Below are 18,116 nucleotides of genomic sequence, written 5' to 3' on the forward strand. Positions count from 1 at the left end.
TTCCCGTGTCTAGACAAATCCACATTTCCAAAACAATTGCAGGCCTGTTCTTACTGGCGCTCTTCACCTCCTGTTTTAAAGATGTAGACCTTAGCCAGACAGAGGATATTCAAATAACGCCAGATATTGATGTCGATATCATTTATTATGATCTCAACAAAGATGACTTTCTGGATTCTGACACCGGAGAGTTTACGGCTATCATTAGAGATACAGTTAGGCTTGAATATCTTGATGACAGTTATATGCAGGATGGTCTAACCTATGCTGAATTCAGGTTTCGACATGAAAATAGTTTTCCTTATGCTATAAGAAGTGAGCTGAATTTTTTGAATGACCGAAACAGGAAGGAATTTGATGTGAACTATATCATCCCGGCTGGTAGTGATACAATGATCTCTGTAATTGATACGCTTCATATCGTACAGGAATCAAATATAAATCAGGTTAAGAAATCTATAGAACTAGCAGTAGAATTAGAGCTTTTAGAGCCTTCTAAAAGTCTCGAAGGAAATTTGAAATTTTCATCTAGAGGATTATTTAGACTAACTTTTTAATATGAGAATTGCAATAGTACTGCTTATATTCTTCTATTGCAGCTCTGTCTCCGGGCAAAATAAACCATTGCTTTATAATGTAGATGATCTGCCACAGGCATTACTTCAGAATCCAGGTGCCAGGATCGATTTTACAAGACATTTTGGAATTCCCTTGTTTTCGCAAATTCATTTTTCTGTAGGTTCGACAGGTGTTACTGCCAAAGATATTTTTGAAGATGATGGGCGTAATATCAATGCAAGAATTCAAAGGGCTATCAGGAATCTTACTTCGACAGATTTTTTTTCTATCAATGAGCAGATAGATATCCTTTCTTTTGGGTGGAAGATGGGCAATAGAGGTTATTTTTCTGCAGGGGCATATCAGGAAGCCGATATCTTTGCGTACTTCCCCAGTGATCCTGCAAAACTTGCTTTTGAAGGAAATGCAGACTACATAGGCCGACCCTTTAGATTCGATGATGTTAGCTTTACAGGAGAGGTGCTTACTGTATACCACGCAGGCTTCAACTACAAAATGGATTCTAAACTCACTGTTGGTGGTCGCGTCAAGCTGTACTCCGGAATTTTCAATGTAGAAAGCGTGGATAATGAAGGAACCTTTACAACCTATGATACACCTGGGGAAGAAAACTTCTATAATCACGAAATTGATGATTTTAATATTTTAATAAATACCTCTGGTTATGCAAGTCTTCGTGATGAAGAAGACATGACAGTTGACCAGGCAGCTGCTGAACTTCTTAGCAGGTCCTTCTTTGGTCAGAATGTTGGAGTGGGAGTTGATGTTGGATTTCATTATAGAGTAACAGATCAATTCTCTGTAAACGCTTCTTTCAGGGATCTAGGACTTATGTTTCATCAAAAAGATATTGAAAATTCCAGATACTTTGGATCTTATGATTCAAGTGGTTTAGAGCCGCTTTTTCCTGAATTGGATAACGAAGAGACCATTCCTTACTGGGACGTTCTAGAAGAGCAATTTGATGCGAATCTTAAAGATGTAAAAACCTTTAGCGAATATAATACCTGGCGTCCATTGAAATATAATGCTTCGATTCAATTTGGGACAGGCAAGTCAATCTTACCCTGTGACTATTTAATTAGCAAGAAGCCTCGCTATATGAATTTATTCGGAATGATAGTTTCCGGAGTAAATCGTCCTAAGGGTCCTACTTATGGTGTCACCACTTACTGGGACAGGAAAATAAACGATTATTTTAGATTTAGAGTGTCTTATGGTTTGGATCAATTTTCTCGAACTAAATTTGGGGTAATGGCTTCCAGTAGATTTAAAAACTTTAATGCCTATATCGCAGTAAACGATATTATTGGCTATACCAATCTTGCCAATGCGCATAGTGCATCCTTGCAATTAGGCATACAATACGTATTTAAAGACTTATGAAAAAATTAGTGATTTTAGCAGCAATGATTTTTAGTGGAAACATTTTTTCCCAGGATCTAAATGATTTTAAATATATAATTGTCCCTGAAAGCTATGAAATTCTTGGGAAAACGAACCAGTATCAATTAAACGCCCTTACAAAATTCCTATTTGAAAAGAATGGTTTTAAAACTATTATGAAAACTGAAACCTGGCCAGAAGATCTTCAGCAAAATCCATGTCTGGGCGTAAGTCCGGTTTTAGTGGAAGATTCTGGATTGTTTGTAACCAAGATGCGGATAGAACTCCAGGACTGTAAAGGAATGACCGTCTATAAAACTCGTGAGGGAAAGAGTAAAAAGAAGGAATTTCAAGCTGCCTACCAGGAATCTTTTCGAGATGCTTTTCAGGACCTGGCAGATTTGAAATATGAGTATAACTATAGCTCAGGCAATGCAGAAACGGTTGAAAAGTCAAATGAGATTTCTTCTGTCATAGAGGATAGGAATATAACTTCTGAAGCAAAAAATGAGGTAATTTCAGAATCTGAAAGTGATGTCGCTCATGAAGTAGTAGCTACCAAAAAAAATGATCTGCCAGCAGGGTGTGAAGTTGAGGGAAATTTAGATTCTCTGGAAAATAGTCAATGGATCTACGGTGATGCTGTTTTTGAATTGAGAGCTTTTGATTCCAATTATGCCTTATACCAGCTGAATGCACCCGAACCTATAGCGCTATTATTGAAGACTAATAAACCCAACGAATTTGTATATAGAGCGCTCCTGAATAGTGGAACGGTATCTTATCGCAAAAATTCAGGATTAGAAATTAGCTACTTCGACAGTAAAACTAATAAGCAGGAGTCAGTATTCTTAAAAACTAAAGATTAATATCCATACTTTTTTTGCCAGCGCTTCCGCAGAAATTCACGTTGCGCATTTTCCCGCTGATTATTTCCGGGTTCATATAGGGTAGTGCCAGCGATATCATCTGGTAGAAATTCTGCTGCAACAAAATTACCTGCGTGATTATGGGCATATTTATAATCTTTTCCGTAACCTATATCTTTCATTAATTTCGTGGGTGCATTCCTGATTGCCAAGGGAACCGACAGATCACCTGTTTTCTTTACAATGCTTTGAGCTTTATTAATAGCCATGTAGGCTGCATTACTCTTAGGTGAAGTTGCCAGGTAGGTCACGCACTGGCTTAGTATAATTCTGGCTTCCGGATATCCAATTGTATTCACCGCCTGGAACGAATTATTAGCTATCACCAGGGCGGTTGGATTTGCGTTGCCAATGTCTTCGCTCGCCAGGATCAATAATCTACGGGCAATAAATTTAACATCTTCACCTCCTTCAATCATTCTTGCCAGCCAGTAAACTGCAGCATTTGGATCACTCCCTCTAATAGATTTGATAAATGCAGAAATAATATCGTAATGCTGTTCTCCCGTTTTATCATAGAGAACGGTATTTTGCTGAACCTTCTGAAGTACAAGTTCATTAGTGATCTTTACATTTACTTCTTCTGAAGTGACTAGTAATTCAAAGATATTCAGAAGTTTCCTGGCGTCTCCACCGCTTAATCTTAATAAAGCTTCAGTCTCTTCTAGCTGTACATTTTTAGCCGAAATTACCTTGTCCTGTTCCATTGCTCTCTTCAGGAGATCTACCAGGTCTTCTTTTGAGAACGGTTTTAGAATATAAACCTGACATCTGGACAAAAGGGCAGATATAACCTCAAAACTTGGATTTTCTGTGGTAGCACCAATTAAAGTAACCCATCCTTTCTCTACAGCTCCAAGTAGAGAATCCTGTTGAGATTTACTGAATCGATGGATTTCATCAATAAATAGAATCGGACTTTTGGTGGTAAATAAACCATCACTTTTCTTAGCCTTTTCAATGATCTCACGTACATCTTTTACGCCACTACTAATTGCGCTTAGGGTAAAGAAAGGTCGGCCAGATTCCGAAGCTATAATATTCGCCAGTGTGGTTTTGCCTACACCAGGAGGTCCCCATAAGATCATGGATGGAATGATTCCTTGTTTAATTTGTTGTCGCATAGCACCATTCTTACCAATTAAGTGATGCTGACTCAGGTAATCATCAAGAGTTTTAGGACGCAATCTTTCTGCTAGTGGTTGACTCATAGGTGTTTTGTCTGACAAGTTAACATCCTGATTTATTTGGACGCTTTTTTGTAATATTAATTAAAATTGAATACAATTTGAAACCTTCCTCTCCATTTGTTTTTACCAGCGGCACAATAGGGTATCCCTTGTTATTCGTGTTGATGATCTGGATAGTTTTCTGGGCAGAGCTTCGGTTCAATTTAAATTTAGCGCCCTTCGGTGTAAGGCCGGGGGAAGCGGTTGGGCTTCGGGGGATCATATTCTCACCCTTCATTCACTCAGATATAAAACATCTCTTTAATAATACAATTCCCTTATTCATTCTATCTCTCGCCTTATTTTACTTTTACAGACCCTTACGCTGGAAGGTGTTGTTAATTGGTCTCGTTTCAACAGGTTTGATTACATGGATTATAGGTCGACCTGCAAATCACATTGGAGCTAGTGGAATTATCTATTTACTTGCTGCATTCCTTTTCTTCAAGGGAATTTTTTCTAAGAATTATCGCCTTGTAGCCTTGTCGCTTATAGTAGTATTCGTTTATGGTGGGTTGATATGGTATGTAACTCCAATAGATCCAAAAATTTCGTGGGAGGGACACCTGGCTGGCCTATTGAGCGGACTGGGGCTGGCTGTGGTTTTTAAAAAACAAATCGCAAAACCTCCTAAATATCATTGGGAATCTCCAGATTTTAAAGATTCTGATGATTTATTTATGCAGCATTTTGACGAGCAGGGAAATTTTGTAGATAACCTGCCTTTTCAGAATATGGAAGAGGAGGAAACCGAGTATAACTACATCTATACCGAAAAAAAGTCAGACGACAAGAATTAACTTCTTTGTCTAACTGTTTCGTAAAGCACGGCGCCACAAGCTACAGATACATTCAAAGAAGCGATCTCTCCAAGCATTGGTAGTTTTGCCCTAAAGTCTGATAGCTTAAGAATGGAATTTGATACTCCTTTAGCTTCATCCCCCATTACGATGGCCAGAGGTTGCTTGAGGTCAATATCGTAAACGGTTTCATCTGTTTTTTCAGTAGCTGCAACGATCTTTACATCATATGTTTGTAGATGAAATAATGCATCTTTAATATGATCTACTTTGCATATTGGTACTTTGAACACGGCTCCAGCTGAAGTTTTCACCGTATCAGCATTAATAGGAGCAGATCCTTTTTCCTGAATAATGATGCCATCTACTCCACAACATTCTGCGGTTCTAATAATGGCTCCAAAATTCCTAACATCAGTAATCCCGTCCAGTAGCAGGTAAAGTGGAATTGTACTTTTATTTTGAACAGATTCTACAAGATCATTAAGACTTACAAAACTTATAGGCGATATATTAGCTACGACTCCCTGGTGATTACCCTTACTGAGTTTGTTTAATTTCTCAATTGGCACATAAGACATGGTGAAAGATCCGCCCTTTAGATGACGGTTCAATTCCTGAAACAAGCTCCCGGCTAAGCCTTTCTGGATAAATACCTTTTCAATACTTTTCCCACTTTCTATAGCTTCAATCACAGCTCGAATTCCGAATATTCTTGTAGTTTCTTCCATGCTTCAAAGTTAGTACAATTATATCCTTCGAGAAATGATTAATAAAAAAAAGCCACCCATTTGGGTGGCTTTTCATATTGAATTAAATCAATATTTATTCATCATCTTCCTCAGTCGCTGGACCAGGGTAAGTTGATTGATCTGGTGTAGTCGTATCCCAAAATACTGGAGTTTGAGCATCATCTCCACCAATTGCACCAGCAGCATCAATGTAGTTAGCATTGTTTAAGTTCTGCTCATCGATTGGATAAGTATATCTAAGTGGAACGAAAGTCTCATTATCTGTTGGGATATTGAAAACCGGATCGTCATATAATCTCCATGTAGACCATCCTTCAGCAGGGTTATCAAACATTGCTATCCAGAACTGAGTTGCAAATTGCATTTCAGAACCATCGTAAGCAACTTCAGGCTGTGACAGGTACTCTTCAGTAGCATCACCAGAAATACCCCAGTACTCCATAGATGCTGTAATTGCAGCGTTGTAATGAGTCTCAGCATCTCCAGGAACATTATATCCAAGTTCAGCAGCTTTAGACAGATTAAATCTAACTTCAGCATAGTCTAAGAGAATTCCTTCTCTAGTTGGATCAAGGAATGCGTCTCCAATGTGAGTAAAGGAACCATAGTTATTACTTCCACCATAATCACCACCAATGTAACCATCAGCAATATTATCATCGAAATAAACCATTCTTCTTGGGTCTTCAAATTGATTCATGTAATCAACGATTGTCTCAGAAGCAAGGAAATCAGCTCTACCGCTCTGTACCAAATCTTCCCAAAGTGGGTTTGTGTTTGGTGCATTAGATTGGTAATCGATCGTAGCATTGTCATCATTTGATGTGAAAACACCGGCTGACACAGCAGACTCAACAGTAGCTTGAGATAAAGAAGGATTTATAGCCTGAAGTCTAATTCCCATTCTAAGTTTAAGAGAATTAGCAAACATCATCCATTTAGCCATATCTCCAGCGTAAACAACATCAGATCCACTATAGCCTTGACCTGCAGATAGCATTGCAGTGACATTATCTAATCTTGATATTAGATCTTCATAGATAGTTGCTGCATCATCATACTCAGGATTAGGGAATTCGTTAGGTTGTAAGGCTTGAGTATATGGAATGTCTCCAAAACCATCAACTAGCAGGTGCCAGCCGTAAACCTCCATAACTTCCAATTGGCCTAACCGTGCATCTTTTTGATTCTGGGAAAGTTCAGTATTTTCATTTACAACTCTCTTAGCATCCTGGAGATCGTAGATAACATCGCGATAATATTCGCTCCAAACTGCATCTGGATTTTGGCGAGCCGTAAAATCATAGTTAGGCTCATCAGTATAAGTCGTGGTAGTTAAATACTGTCCTAGAAACCTGTAGATAGGTTCATTTACGTTAGGACTGGCGGTGTAATCACCAACACTCACCGTAGCGGCAGTAAATAAGAATTCTGAAGCTACAGCATCGGGGTTTTTAGGATCCCGGTTTAAATTTTCATACTGTTCATCACTCTGGCAGGACCAAAGCATTGCAACAGCTGAAAAAGCAACAATATATTTTTTCATAGTATATTAATTAAAAGTTAAATTTAAGACTAGCACCTATTTCTCTCATAGTTGGGTAAGCACCAGACTGGTATCCTTGAACGTTACCAGCACTTAAACCTGCTTCAGGATCTGCGTAAGGAATGCTCTTGTCGATAATCCAAAGGTTACGACCAATGAATGATACAGAGGCTCTTGTAAATGGTAAAGCTTCAAGTACTCTATCACCAAAATTGTAAGTAAGTGTTGCTTCTCTCAACTTAACATATCCAGCGTCATAAACATGAAGTGCATTAGGAGCACGAGCATATCCAAATGGGTTTAAATAATTGTCTGTTCTAGCTCTGGTCTCATTTGGAGAAGTGTTAGTTACTTCGTAAGTCCCGTCATCATTGAAACTAACATCTCCCTGAACACCTTCCAGCAGAACCCCACCACCATCTTCGATAGTATTTCTAATTGGATTGCCAAGTTCGTTAGTACCTACACTGTTAGCATAGATACCAGTAGCAGAACCGTACCATTGGTCAAGGGAGAAAACACTTCCACCTTTTTGAACATCAATTAGAAATCCAAGAGCTATGTTTTTATAAGTAAATGTATTCTGTACACCACCAATCCAATCTGGTTGGAAATCACCAATTACATAGTTAGAGTTAGGAGTTTTTGCATAGTTACCAGATGCAGTTATCACTTTATTACCTTGATCATCATATACGAAATCTGTTCCTCTAATAGCACCGTAAGGTTCACCTGGAGCAGCATTAATAGAAATACCACCTTGTAGGCTAGCTAACTGAAGGTTTTCGATCCCATCAGCAAGTTCAAGTACTTCGTTCTCGTTTTTCGCCCAGTTCACGTTGATGTTCCAGTTGAAGTCTTCAGTTCTAATTGGGTTTAAGGTTAATGCAACCTCGATACCTTTGTTTTCAATCACACCAGCATTAAGAAGCTTTTCAGAGAAACCAGTGGAAGCAGATACAGGAACCGGAGTAATTTGATCTTCAGTTCTAGATCTATAGTAAGATACATCTAAACCAATTCTTCTATCGAAGAAGTTTGTTTCCAAACCAACTTCATAAGACTTAAGACGCTCTGGTTTTAAGTCTGGGTTTCTAAGTCTTGAATTGTTACTCGCTACACCAGCTCCATTGAAACCAGAATATATGGTATACGTGTTAAATACGTTGTAAGGATTAGTATCATTACCAACCTCTGCATAGTTACCTCTAAGTTTGGCAAAACTTAACCAGTCTGCATCAATTAGATTTGATAACAGAATACTAGCAGATACCGCAGGGTAGTAGAAAGTGTTGTTTTCTTTTGGTAATGTAGAAGAACGGTCTCTACGAATAGTACCTTCAAGGAAGTAAGTGTTGAATAGACCTACACTTGCTCTAGCATAAACACCATCAAGCATTCTTACAGCTTCATATTCTGAAGGTGGGTTAAGCGGGCTAGCACTGTTACTTAGTGCGTAGAATCCAGCTTTATTTAATCCTCCATTTGTAGAAGCAAAAATGCTGTTGCTTTCATTTCTTCTTAAGTTGAAACCTAAGTTACCATCAATATTCACATCATTACTAATGTCTTTATTGAAGTTTAAAATTAAATCATAGTTATATTCTGCAGCTCTGTTGTTGTAACGGCTGTATTTTGCGATATCAGCAGAATTAACATTGATTCTTTCTTCCTGTAGTTCATCGAACGTATCAAAAGTAAATCTACCTAGTATGCTGAATACATCATTCAGTTCATAGTTAAGGTTTATGTTACCAAAATATCTATTACGAGTATCAGTTTGAAAGTTTTGATAGAACGTCCAGTAAGGGTTATCAGAGTAAATTGGGGATAAATTATCAGGAGAATTCGGGTTCCAGGTAATGTTCTGTCCTGTAGCTTCATAAGCTCTCCTTTGATCTTCTAGATCCACATTAGTTTGGAACCACTGTCGGAACTGTTGCATAATGTTCAAAGAACTATATCCAGTTCCGTAACGTCCTTTACCATCAGTCTTAGTATAAGTAATGTTCGCCTGAGCGTTGAACTTATCTGTGAACTCATGAGAACCACTAAACTTAAGTGTGTTTCTTTTAATGTTAGAGTTAGGAAGGTTACCTTGTTGATTCAGGTGAGTTCCGCTCAATCTGAAAGAAGAAGTTTCTGATCCACCATCTAAAGCAACAGAGTTTACAGAAGTGTAACCAGTTTGCCATACACTGTTAGGATTATTAGCGCCCGCTACCCAAGGAGACGCTTGTTGGTAAGTATCTAATTCAGGGTAGATCGAGTTCCACTGGTAAATTTGTCTGTTTGGATCAAATGCAGCACCAAAAGAAGCATCTTCAGTAAAAGGAGTTGTTTCATCCAGGTTACCATCACCATCAACATCATAAAGGTTAAAGTATCCATCATCAGACGCGTAATAAGCACCATATCCTGTACCGTACTGATCCTGATATTCTGGAAGTGTTTCCATATCTGGATTCGTCACAGTAATAGAAGACTGTACAGATATACCAATACCTTTACCTTTAGAACCTTTTTTAGTTTCAATAATTACAACACCGTTCGCAGCTCTTGCTCCGTAAAGAGCAGTCGCAGCAGCACCTTTAAGTACGTTGATGGAAGCAATGTCATTCGGGTTAATATCCGAAGCAGCGTTACCATAATCATAACCACCGCGACCAGCAGCTTGTCCGCTACTGTTAGGAGTGTTATTGCTAATAGGAGTACCATCAACAACAAAAAGCGCCTGGTTGTTCCCGGTAAGAGAGGAGTTACCACGAATTACAACGTTCGTAGATCCACCAAGTGTTCCAGAAGACTTAATACTAAGACCAGAAACTTTACCTGATAGAGAGTTCACGAAGTTTTGTTGTGGAACATCAGAAACAGCTTCACCACCTACTTCTTGAGTAGAATAACCTAACTGTTTCTTTTCTCTCTTAATACCTAATGCAGTTACTACAACTTCATCAAGTTGAGCAGAATCGTTCTCCATTACCACATCGATTTGGTCATTTGTGCTAACGGTGTATTCTGCTTGTTTCAATCCAACGAAAGAGAAAACCAAAACATCTCCCTGAGTTGCTGTGATTTCATAATTTCCGTCGAAATCTGTTTGGGTACCCGTGCCTGTACCTTTAATAAGAACGTTCACACCAGGAAGGGGAAGACCATCTGAGTCAGTCACCGTACCCGCAATAGAACGTTCCTGTGCAAAAGTTATTTGCACCACGAACGCCAGTAATAGCGTTAAAATACTACTAAACTTTGTTTTCATTTTAAAATTTGTTTGAATTAGCCGACGCCAAATGTGATAATAAATGGTTAATAAACCAAGCTTTTGTTTCCAAAAAACGTGCTTTATTAGAAGGTTTTGTTAAATCCGGTGTTATTTGTTGATAAAATGAAGATTTATTAAATACAATAATTGATTGGGTGTTGAGTTTGAGGATTTTTTAAATCCTTATAGCCGAAATTAAATGTTGTGTACAATGCGCCTTAGTATTTGATAGATGAAACTGTTTGAAAAATAGATAGTAACGTATTTGAATAATCCTTTTTTATTTATATCTTTGCAAACCCTAAAAATCGGGGGATTAAATTTTATTAATAATTAGTGTATAGGAAATTATGCCAACAATTTCACAATTAGTACGAAAAGGAAGAGCCAAAATAACCAAGAAGAGTAAATCGGCTGCTTTGGATTCGTGCCCTCAAAGGAGAGGTGTTTGTACACGTGTGTATACCACTACTCCTAAGAAACCGAACTCTGCTATGAGAAAAGTAGCAAGGGTAAGGTTAACAAACGGGAAAGAGGTTAACGCCTACATTCCTGGAGAAGGACACAATCTACAAGAGCACTCGATAGTATTGGTTAGAGGTGGAAGGGTAAAAGATTTACCAGGTGTTAGATATCACATTGTTCGTGGTGCGCTAGATACTGCCGGTGTTGAAGGTAGAACTCAGCGAAGATCTAAGTACGGTGCAAAACGCCCTAAGAAGTAATTAAAAACTTTTAATGTAAAGAAATGAGAAAAAGACAGGCGAAAAAGAGACCGCTTTTACCAGATCCAAAATTTAACGATCAGCTAGTTACACGTTTCGTGAACATGATGATGTGGGATGGTAAGAAGTCGGTAGCCTTTAAGATTTTCTATGATGCTATTGCAATTGTAGAGGAGAAAAAACAAGACGAAGAAAAATCTGGTTTGGAAATTTGGAAAGATGCTCTTTCTAACGTTATGCCTCACGTTGAGGTGAGAAGTAGACGTGTGGGTGGTGCAACATTTCAGATTCCAATGCAAATTCGTCCAGACCGTAAGGTTTCTACTGCTATGAAGTGGTTAATTAGTTTTGCGCGTAAGAGAAACGAGAAGTCTATGGCGGCTAAATTGGCTGCTGAAGTTCTTGCTGCTGCGAAAGAAGAAGGAGCTGCTGTTAAGAAAAGAGTGGATACTCATAAGATGGCTGAAGCTAACAAAGCATTCTCTCACTTTAGATTCTAAAACAACATGGCACAAAGAGATTTAAAATTTACTAGAAATATTGGAATTGCGGCTCATATTGATGCAGGTAAAACTACAACAACAGAGCGTATCCTTTATTATACAGGTATAAGTCACAAGATTGGTGAAGTTCATGATGGCGCTGCTACTATGGACTGGATGGAGCAGGAGCAGGAGCGTGGTATTACGATTACCTCTGCTGCTACACACTGTAAGTGGATGTACCGCGATCAGGAATTTACTGTAAATATTATTGATACTCCGGGTCACGTTGACTTTACCGTAGAGGTGGAGCGTTCATTACGTGTACTTGATGGAGTGGTTGCATTGTTTTCTGCAGTAGACGGGGTAGAGCCTCAGTCTGAAACTGTATGGAGACAGGCAGATAAATATAGAGTTCCACGTCTAGGGTTCGTTAACAAAATGGACCGTCAGGGAGCAGATTTTTTCAACGTATGTCGTCAGGTAAGAGAAATGCTTGGTGGTAACCCGGTGCCTCTTCAGGTTCCAATCGGTGATGAAATCGACTTTAAAGGTGTGGTAGATCTTATTTCTAAGAAAGCAATTATATGGAATGACGAAGATCATGGGATGACCTATGAAACTATCGATATTCCTGCTGAATTAGAAGCAGATGTAAATAAATACCGTGCAGAATTAGTAGAAGCGGTTGCAGAATATGATGAAGCTTTGATGGAGAAATTCTTCGAAGATGAGTCTTCTATTACTGAAGATGAAATCATCGCTGCATTAAGAGCTGCTACTATAGATATGAGCATCATTCCAATGATGTGTGGTTCTGCATTTAAAAATAAAGGTGTTCAGGCAATGCTTGATGCTGTGATGCGCTACCTTCCTTCTCCAGTAGATGTAGAAGCAATCGAAGGTACAAACCCTGATACAGGTAAAGAGGAAAGTCGTAAGCCAAATGTGGATTCACCATTTTCTGCGCTTGCGTTTAAAATCGCTACCGATCCTTTCGTAGGTCGTCTAGCCTTCTTCCGTGCTTATTCAGGTACTCTTGACGCTGGTTCTTACGTATTAAATGTACGTTCTGGTAAGAAAGAACGTATTTCCAGAATTTACCAGATGCACTCTAACAAACAAGAGCCTATCGATAGTATCGAAGCTGGAGATATTGGAGCTGCTGTAGGATTCAAGGATATTAAGACAGGTGATACGCTTACAGATATGGATCACCCTATCGTTCTTGAGTCTATGTCTTTTCCTGCGCCGGTAATTGGTATCGCGGTGGAGCCTAAAACTAAGGCCGACGTTGAGAAAATGGGAATGGCATTGGCTAAATTAGCTGAAGAAGATCCAACATTTACTGTAAAAACTGATGAGAACTCAGGTCAGACAATTATCTCTGGTATGGGTGAGCTTCACCTTGAGATCATTATCGATCGTATGAAGCGCGAGTTTAAGGTAGAGGTGAACGTTGGTGAGCCTCAGGTAGAATATAAGGAAGCTGTTCGTAGAGATGCAGACCAGAGAGAAGTTTACAAGAAACAATCTGGTGGTCGTGGTAAATTTGCAGACATTGTTTTCACTATGGGACCTGTAGATGAAGATTTCGAAGGTGATGGTCTTCAATTCATCGACTCTATTAAAGGTGGACGTATTCCGAAAGAATTTGTTCCTTCAGTAGAGAAAGGATTCAAAGAAGCAATGAAAGCTGGACCACTTGCAGGATTTACAATGGATTCATTGAAAGTTGAACTTAAGGATGGTTCTTTCCACCCCGTGGATTCAGATCAACTTTCCTTCGAATTGGCTGCTAAAATGGGATATAAATCTGCTGCTAAATCTGCAGGAGCTGTAATTCTTGAGCCAATCATGAAAGTAGAAGTTGTGACTCCAGAAGAAAATATGGGTGATATCGTTGGTGACCTTAACAGAAGAAGAGGTCAGGTAAATAACATGTCAGACAGATCTGGAGCGAAGGTAATCAAGGCTGAAGTGCCACTTTCTGAAATGTTCGGTTATGTAACCACATTAAGAACACTTTCATCAGGTAGAGCAACTTCAACTATGGAATTCTCTCACTATGCTGAAACTCCTTCAAATATTTCTGAAGAAGTAATCAAAGCAGCAAGAGGAGCAGCAAACGAATAATCTTAAGGAAATGAGTCAAAAAATCAGAATAAAACTAAAATCTTACGATCATAATCTGGTAGACAAGTCTGCAGAGAAAATCGTGAAAACCGTAAAGACTACGGGAGCTGTTGTTACCGGACCAATTCCGTTACCAACAAACAAAAAAATCTTTACTGTTCTTCGTTCGCCTCACGTGAACAAGAAATCCAGAGAACAGTTCGAGTTAAGCTCTTACAAGAGATTACTTGATATCTATAGCTCTTCTTCAAAAACGATTGATGCGTTGATGAAGTTGGAACTTCCTAGTGGAGTAGAGGTAGAGATAAAAGTGTGATAAAACAGTTCCGCGCACCACGGTGCGCGGTTAACATGTCCTAAGCGTTTCGCGAAGGAAAAACGGTGAAAAATACAATTCAGGGCTGAATGTGTTTTTCAGCCCTTAGTTTTTTAAATAAGTAAACAATTAATAATTAATTAAATATGTCTGGGTTAATAGGAAAAAAGATCGGCATGACTAGCATTTTCGACGAGAATGGGAAAAACATCCCATGTACCGTGATTCAAGCTGGGCCATGCGTGGTTACCCAAGTCAGAACCAAAGAGGTTGACGGGTATGAAGCACTTCAACTTGGTTTCGATGACAAAAAGACTGTTGGAAAAGCTGCTGAAGGGCATGCTAAAAAAGCAGGAACCGTTGCAAAACGTAAAGTCGTTGAATTCCAGGGTTATAATGAAGATTACAAATTAGGTGACTCTGTTACCGTGGAACATTTCAAAGAAGGTGAATTTGTGGATATCGCAGGTACATCTAAAGGTAAAGGTTTCCAGGGTGTTGTTAAGAGACACGGATTTGGAGGAGTTGGACAGGCCACACACGGTCAGCACAACAGATTAAGAGCTCCTGGTTCTATTGGTGCAGCATCTTATCCTGCGAGAGTTTTCAAAGGAATGAAGATGGCCGGTAGAATGGGTGGCGAGAGAGTTAAAGTTGAAAACCTGAGAGTTTTAAAGGTAGTTGCAGACAAGAATCTTTTAGTAGTTAAAGGATGTGTGCCAGGATCTAAAAACTCATACGTAATCATTAGTAAGTAATGGAAATAGCAGTTTTAGATATTAAAGGAAAAGAAACAGGTAGGAAAGCAAAGCTTTCTGATGCCGTTTTCGCTATAGAGCCTAATGACCATGCTGTTTATCTAGATGTTAAACAATACTTGGCTAATCAACGCCAGGGAACTCATAAAGCTAAAGAAAGAGCTGAGATTGCGGGTTCTACTCGTAAAATCAAAAAACAAAAAGGTACTGGTACTGCGAGAGCAGGTAGTATCAAGTCTCCTATCTTTAAAGGTGGTGGACGTGTTTTTGGACCAAGACCAAGAAATTACGGTTTTAAATTAAATAAAAATCTAAAGCGTCTTGCAAGAAAATCTGCGCTTTCTATCAAAGCAAATGATAAAGCCATTATGGTAGTTGAGGATTTTACATTCGATGCTCCAAAGACTAAAAACTTCACGGAAGTTCTTAAGGCTCTGGGTCTTGAAAGTAAAAAATCTCTAATTGTGTTGGGTGACTCAAATAAAAATGTATATTTGTCGTCGCGCAATTTAAAGTCTTCTGAAGTGATAAGTAGCTCAGAATTAAGCACTTATAAAATTCTTAATGCTAAGAATATTGTCTTTTTAGAAGGATCTTTAGAAGGAATTGAGTCGAAATTAAGTTAATATACCGTTATGAGCATCTTAATAAAACCTGTTATTACAGAAAAAGCTACCGCAGATAGCGAGATGAATAATCGTTTCACTTTTGTGGTAAGTAACAAGGCGAATAAGATTCAGATCAAAGATTCGATCGAATCTGCTTATGGCGTGTCTGTTACAAAAGTTCGAACTATGAATGTCCGCCCGGATCGCAAGACTAAATATACTAAGTCTGGTATGATCACTGGTAAAACTAATGCTTATAAGAAAGCAGTAGTACAGGTGGCGGAAGGTGAAACAATTGATTTATACAGTAATCTTTAAGATTAAACAATGTCAGTTAGAAAATTAAAACCAATTACACCTGGTCAGCGTTTTAGAGTAGTAAATGGGTATGACGCCATTACTACTGATAAGCCGGAGAAAAGCCTATTGGCGCCGATAAAAAAATCAGGTGGTAGAAACAGTCAGGGAAAAATGACCATGCGCTACAAAGGTGGTGGTCACAAAAGAAGGTATCGTGTAATCGATTTTAAGCGTGATAAGCAGGGAATACCTGCTACAGTTGCTTCTATCGAATACGATCCAAACAGAACGGCCTTTATCGCATTGTTGAATTATCAGGATGGAGAGAAAAGGTATATTATTGCTCAGAACGGGCTTCAGGTTGGACAGAATGTAGTTTCTTCCAATGAGGCTGCTTCTCCTGAGATCGGGAATGCGATGCCATTGGCAAACATTCCGCTAGGTACGGTAATTTCCTGTATCGAGTTAAGACCAGGTCAGGGAGCTGTGATGGCGCGTAGTGCTGGTGCTTTCGCTCAGTTGTTAGCGAGAGAAGGTAAGTATGCGACGATCAAATTGCCTTCAGGGGAAATTAGACGTGTTCTTTCACTTTGTATAGCTACAATCGGAGCTGTTTCTAACAGTGATCACCAATTAATGGTTGGTGGTAAAGCCGGTAGAAGCAGATGGTTAGGTATACGTCCAAGAACGAGACCGGTTGCGATGAACCCTGTCGATCACCCAATGGGTGGTGGTGAAGGTAGAGCTTCAGGTGGTCACCCACGTTCTAGAAAAGGTCTTCCTGCTAAAGGATTCAAGACCCGCTCAAGAACTAAAGCGAGTAATAAATATATTGTAGAACGTAGAAAGACTAGAAAGAAATAAGATATGGCACGTTCATTAAAAAAAGGACCTTTCGTTCATTACAAACTGGAACAAAAAGTGGCTCAGAATGTTGAGTCAGGAAAGAAGGCCGTGATCAAAACCTGGTCTAGAGCTTCTATGATTACTCCAGATTTTGTAGGACAAACTATAGCAGTGCATAATGGGAAACAATTCGTTCCTGTTTATGTAACTGAAAATATGGTGGGTCATAAACTAGGAGAATTTTCACCAACACGTTCTTTCAGAGGGCATGCAGGTGCAAAAAATAAAGGTAGAAAATAATTGAAGCTATGGGAGTTCGTAAAAGAGAAAGAGCAGAGCAAATAAAAGAAGCCAAGAAACAGGTAGCTTTTGCAAAGTTAAATAACTGCCCTACTTCGCCTAGAAAGATGCGCCTTATGGCGGATTTGGTTAGAGGAGAGAAAGTAGAAAAAGCGCTTCATATTCTAAAGTTCAGTAAAAAAGAAGCATCCAATCGTTTAGAGAAACTTTTAGTTTCAGCTATTGCCAACTGGCAAGCTAAAAATGAGGAAGCTAACCTTGAAGAAGCTGAGCTATTTGTGAAAGAGATTCGTGTAGACGGAGGAAGTATGTTGAAAAGACTTCGTCCTGCTCCACAGGGTCGTGCACACCGAATTAGAAAGAGATCCAATCACGTTACATTAGTGCTTGGAGCAAACAATAATACACAAAGCTAAGAGATAGTATGGGACAGAAAACAAATCCAATCGGGAATCGCCTTGGTATCATTAGAGGTTGGGAGTCCAACTGGTACGGAGGTAATGACTACGGCGACAAACTTGCCGAAGACGATAAGATTAGAAAGTACATCCATGCTCGTCTTTCTAAAGCTAGTGTTTCGCGTGTAATCATCGAGCGCACGCTTAAGCTTGTAACCGTTACTATCACTACCGCCAGACCTGGTATCATTATCGGGAAAGGTGGACAGGAGGTAGACAAGCTTAAGGAAGAGCTTAAAAAGATTACCGACAAGGAGGTTCAAATTAACATCTTTGAAATCAAAAGGCCAGAACTTGATGCGCATTTAGTTGCTTCAAGTGTTGCAAGACAAATTGAGAATAGAATCTCTTACCGTCGTGCAATCAAAATGGCCATTGCGGCTGCAATGAGAATGAATGCTGAAGGGATCAAGATTGAAATTTCCGGACGTTTAAATGGTGCTGAAATGGCACGTTCAGAATCATACAAGGATGGAAGAATACCTTTGTCTACTTTTAGGGCTGATATTGATTATGCTTTAATCGAAGCTCATACTACTTATGGTAGATTGGGAATCAAAGTATGGATCATGAAAGGTGAGGTATACGGAAAAAGAGAGCTTTCGCCTCTAGTTGGTCTTGCAAAAAACCAAGGAAAGAAATCCGGTGCCGGACGAGGTGGAAACAAATCACGTCGTAGAAAGTAATTTTTTAAAGGA

At 39.1% G+C, this 18,116-nt stretch carries 19 protein-coding genes; 15 read left to right on the top strand and 4 right to left on the bottom strand.

What is annotated here, in order from left to right; genetic code table 11:
• Window positions 1-5 precede the first annotated feature (5 nt).
• From ACSHZO_RS00260 to ACSHZO_RS00270, 3 genes are read left to right on the top strand one after another with little or no spacing between them, the layout of a single operon-like run.
• Complete coding sequence (locus ACSHZO_RS00260) at window positions 6-557, top strand: hypothetical protein (protein ID WP_295178261.1); 552 nt, start codon at window positions 6-8, stop codon at window positions 555-557.
• Window position 558: 1 nt separating this feature from the next.
• On the top strand, window positions 559-1,965 hold the full coding sequence (locus tag ACSHZO_RS00265; RefSeq protein WP_298248021.1) for a DUF5723 family protein: 1,407 nt from the start codon (window positions 559-561) through the stop codon (window positions 1,963-1,965).
• Window positions 1,962-2,834: a hypothetical protein gene (locus tag ACSHZO_RS00270; protein WP_298248022.1), complete on the top strand. Its 873-nt coding sequence runs from the start codon at window positions 1,962-1,964 to the stop codon at window positions 2,832-2,834. Before ACSHZO_RS00265 ends, ACSHZO_RS00270 begins: the two co-directional genes overlap by 4 nt.
• On the opposite strand, the gene ACSHZO_RS00275 is transcribed toward ACSHZO_RS00270, so the two are convergent.
• Complete coding sequence (locus ACSHZO_RS00275; protein ID WP_298248023.1) at window positions 2,831-4,105, bottom strand: replication-associated recombination protein A; 1,275 nt, start codon at window positions 4,103-4,105, stop codon at window positions 2,831-2,833. The genes ACSHZO_RS00270 and ACSHZO_RS00275 overlap by 4 nt on opposite strands.
• Before the next feature lie 77 nt (window positions 4,106-4,182).
• On the opposite strand from ACSHZO_RS00275, the gene ACSHZO_RS00280 reads away from it, so the two are divergent.
• Window positions 4,183-4,923 carry a rhomboid family intramembrane serine protease gene (locus ACSHZO_RS00280; RefSeq protein WP_295178269.1) on the top strand — a complete coding sequence of 247 codons (741 nt, stop codon included), beginning with the start codon at window positions 4,183-4,185 and terminating at the stop codon, window positions 4,921-4,923.
• On the opposite strand, the gene rlmB is transcribed toward ACSHZO_RS00280, so the two are convergent.
• The 3 genes from rlmB to ACSHZO_RS00295 all read right to left on the bottom strand — a co-directional run bounded on the left by rlmB (window position 4,920) and on the right by ACSHZO_RS00295 (window position 10,486).
• Window positions 4,920-5,654 carry a 23S rRNA (guanosine(2251)-2'-O)-methyltransferase RlmB gene (gene rlmB / locus ACSHZO_RS00285; RefSeq protein ID WP_298248025.1) on the bottom strand — a complete coding sequence of 245 codons (735 nt, stop codon included), beginning with the start codon at window positions 5,652-5,654 and terminating at the stop codon, window positions 4,920-4,922. The genes ACSHZO_RS00280 and rlmB overlap by 4 nt on opposite strands.
• Before the next feature lie 94 nt (window positions 5,655-5,748).
• Window positions 5,749-7,221, bottom strand: coding sequence for a SusD/RagB family nutrient-binding outer membrane lipoprotein (locus ACSHZO_RS00290; RefSeq protein ID WP_298248026.1), 1,473 nt, complete (start codon window positions 7,219-7,221; stop codon window positions 5,749-5,751).
• A 10-nt stretch (window positions 7,222-7,231) separates the two neighbouring features.
• Window positions 7,232-10,486: a SusC/RagA family TonB-linked outer membrane protein gene (locus ACSHZO_RS00295; RefSeq protein ID WP_298248027.1), complete on the bottom strand. Its 3,255-nt coding sequence runs from the start codon at window positions 10,484-10,486 to the stop codon at window positions 7,232-7,234.
• Between the two features lie 353 nt (window positions 10,487-10,839).
• On the opposite strand from ACSHZO_RS00295, the gene rpsL reads away from it, so the two are divergent.
• The 11 genes from rpsL (at window position 10,840) to rpsC (ending at window position 18,104) form a co-directional block, all read left to right on the top strand.
• Window positions 10,840-11,214 (top strand): 30S ribosomal protein S12, encoded by a 375-nt coding sequence (rpsL, locus tag ACSHZO_RS00300; protein ID WP_010230128.1) that lies wholly within the window; start codon window positions 10,840-10,842, stop codon window positions 11,212-11,214.
• Window positions 11,215-11,237: 23 nt separating this feature from the next.
• Window positions 11,238-11,714, top strand: a complete 477-nt coding sequence (rpsG, locus tag ACSHZO_RS00305) for a 30S ribosomal protein S7 (protein WP_108172297.1) — start codon at window positions 11,238-11,240, stop codon at window positions 11,712-11,714.
• A gap of 6 nt (window positions 11,715-11,720) precedes the next feature.
• On the top strand, window positions 11,721-13,832 hold the full coding sequence (gene fusA, locus ACSHZO_RS00310) for an elongation factor G (RefSeq protein WP_298248028.1): 2,112 nt from the start codon (window positions 11,721-11,723) through the stop codon (window positions 13,830-13,832).
• A gap of 10 nt (window positions 13,833-13,842) precedes the next feature.
• A complete protein-coding gene (rpsJ, locus tag ACSHZO_RS00315; protein ID WP_010519396.1) occupies window positions 13,843-14,148 on the top strand; it encodes a 30S ribosomal protein S10 in 306 nt (101 codons plus the stop codon).
• A gap of 146 nt (window positions 14,149-14,294) precedes the next feature.
• Window positions 14,295-14,906 carry a 50S ribosomal protein L3 gene (gene rplC, locus ACSHZO_RS00320; protein ID WP_298248029.1) on the top strand — a complete coding sequence of 204 codons (612 nt, stop codon included), beginning with the start codon at window positions 14,295-14,297 and terminating at the stop codon, window positions 14,904-14,906.
• Complete coding sequence (gene rplD, locus ACSHZO_RS00325; protein WP_298248030.1) at window positions 14,906-15,532, top strand: 50S ribosomal protein L4; 627 nt, start codon at window positions 14,906-14,908, stop codon at window positions 15,530-15,532. The genes rplC and rplD overlap by 1 nt, the downstream gene beginning before the upstream one ends.
• Before the next feature lie 9 nt (window positions 15,533-15,541).
• Window positions 15,542-15,832 carry a 50S ribosomal protein L23 gene (rplW, locus tag ACSHZO_RS00330; protein ID WP_298248031.1) on the top strand — a complete coding sequence of 97 codons (291 nt, stop codon included), beginning with the start codon at window positions 15,542-15,544 and terminating at the stop codon, window positions 15,830-15,832.
• A gap of 9 nt (window positions 15,833-15,841) precedes the next feature.
• A complete protein-coding gene (rplB, locus tag ACSHZO_RS00335) occupies window positions 15,842-16,678 on the top strand; it encodes a 50S ribosomal protein L2 (protein WP_026915150.1) in 837 nt (278 codons plus the stop codon).
• 3 nt (window positions 16,679-16,681) lie between these two features.
• A complete protein-coding gene (gene rpsS, locus ACSHZO_RS00340; protein WP_011710692.1) occupies window positions 16,682-16,960 on the top strand; it encodes a 30S ribosomal protein S19 in 279 nt (92 codons plus the stop codon).
• A gap of 8 nt (window positions 16,961-16,968) precedes the next feature.
• Complete coding sequence (rplV, locus tag ACSHZO_RS00345) at window positions 16,969-17,376, top strand: 50S ribosomal protein L22 (RefSeq protein WP_141876838.1); 408 nt, start codon at window positions 16,969-16,971, stop codon at window positions 17,374-17,376.
• Window positions 17,377-17,384: 8 nt separating this feature from the next.
• Window positions 17,385-18,104 carry a 30S ribosomal protein S3 gene (gene rpsC, locus ACSHZO_RS00350; RefSeq protein ID WP_026915151.1) on the top strand — a complete coding sequence of 240 codons (720 nt, stop codon included), beginning with the start codon at window positions 17,385-17,387 and terminating at the stop codon, window positions 18,102-18,104.
• Window positions 18,105-18,116: the final 12 nt, after the last annotated feature.

The sequence above is a fragment of the Christiangramia sp. 3-2217-3z genome, assembly GCF_051195275.1.
Taxonomy (GTDB): Bacteria; Bacteroidota; Bacteroidia; order Flavobacteriales; family Flavobacteriaceae; genus Christiangramia; species Christiangramia marina.

Coding starts and splice junctions, on each gene's coding strand:
- rpsG (WP_108172297.1), top strand. CDS start 11,238: ATGAGAAAAAGACAGGCGAAAAAGAGACCGCTTTTACCAGATCCAAAA.
- ACSHZO_RS00275 (WP_298248023.1), bottom strand. CDS start 4,105: ATGAGTCAACCACTAGCAGAAAGATTGCGTCCTAAAACTCTTGATGAT.
- fusA (WP_298248028.1), top strand. CDS start 11,721: ATGGCACAAAGAGATTTAAAATTTACTAGAAATATTGGAATTGCGGCT.
- ACSHZO_RS00265 (WP_298248021.1), top strand. CDS start 559: ATGAGAATTGCAATAGTACTGCTTATATTCTTCTATTGCAGCTCTGTC.
- ACSHZO_RS00290 (WP_298248026.1), bottom strand. CDS start 7,221: ATGAAAAAATATATTGTTGCTTTTTCAGCTGTTGCAATGCTTTGGTCC.
- rpsS (WP_011710692.1), top strand. CDS start 16,682: ATGGCACGTTCATTAAAAAAAGGACCTTTCGTTCATTACAAACTGGAA.
- ACSHZO_RS00270 (WP_298248022.1), top strand. CDS start 1,962: ATGAAAAAATTAGTGATTTTAGCAGCAATGATTTTTAGTGGAAACATT.
- rpsC (WP_026915151.1), top strand. CDS start 17,385: ATGGGACAGAAAACAAATCCAATCGGGAATCGCCTTGGTATCATTAGA.
- rpsJ (WP_010519396.1), top strand. CDS start 13,843: ATGAGTCAAAAAATCAGAATAAAACTAAAATCTTACGATCATAATCTG.
- rplC (WP_298248029.1), top strand. CDS start 14,295: ATGTCTGGGTTAATAGGAAAAAAGATCGGCATGACTAGCATTTTCGAC.
- rpsL (WP_010230128.1), top strand. CDS start 10,840: ATGCCAACAATTTCACAATTAGTACGAAAAGGAAGAGCCAAAATAACC.
- rplW (WP_298248031.1), top strand. CDS start 15,542: ATGAGCATCTTAATAAAACCTGTTATTACAGAAAAAGCTACCGCAGAT.
- rplD (WP_298248030.1), top strand. CDS start 14,906: ATGGAAATAGCAGTTTTAGATATTAAAGGAAAAGAAACAGGTAGGAAA.
- rlmB (WP_298248025.1), bottom strand. CDS start 5,654: ATGGAAGAAACTACAAGAATATTCGGAATTCGAGCTGTGATTGAAGCT.
- rplV (WP_141876838.1), top strand. CDS start 16,969: ATGGGAGTTCGTAAAAGAGAAAGAGCAGAGCAAATAAAAGAAGCCAAG.
- rplB (WP_026915150.1), top strand. CDS start 15,842: ATGTCAGTTAGAAAATTAAAACCAATTACACCTGGTCAGCGTTTTAGA.
- ACSHZO_RS00295 (WP_298248027.1), bottom strand. CDS start 10,486: ATGAAAACAAAGTTTAGTAGTATTTTAACGCTATTACTGGCGTTCGTG.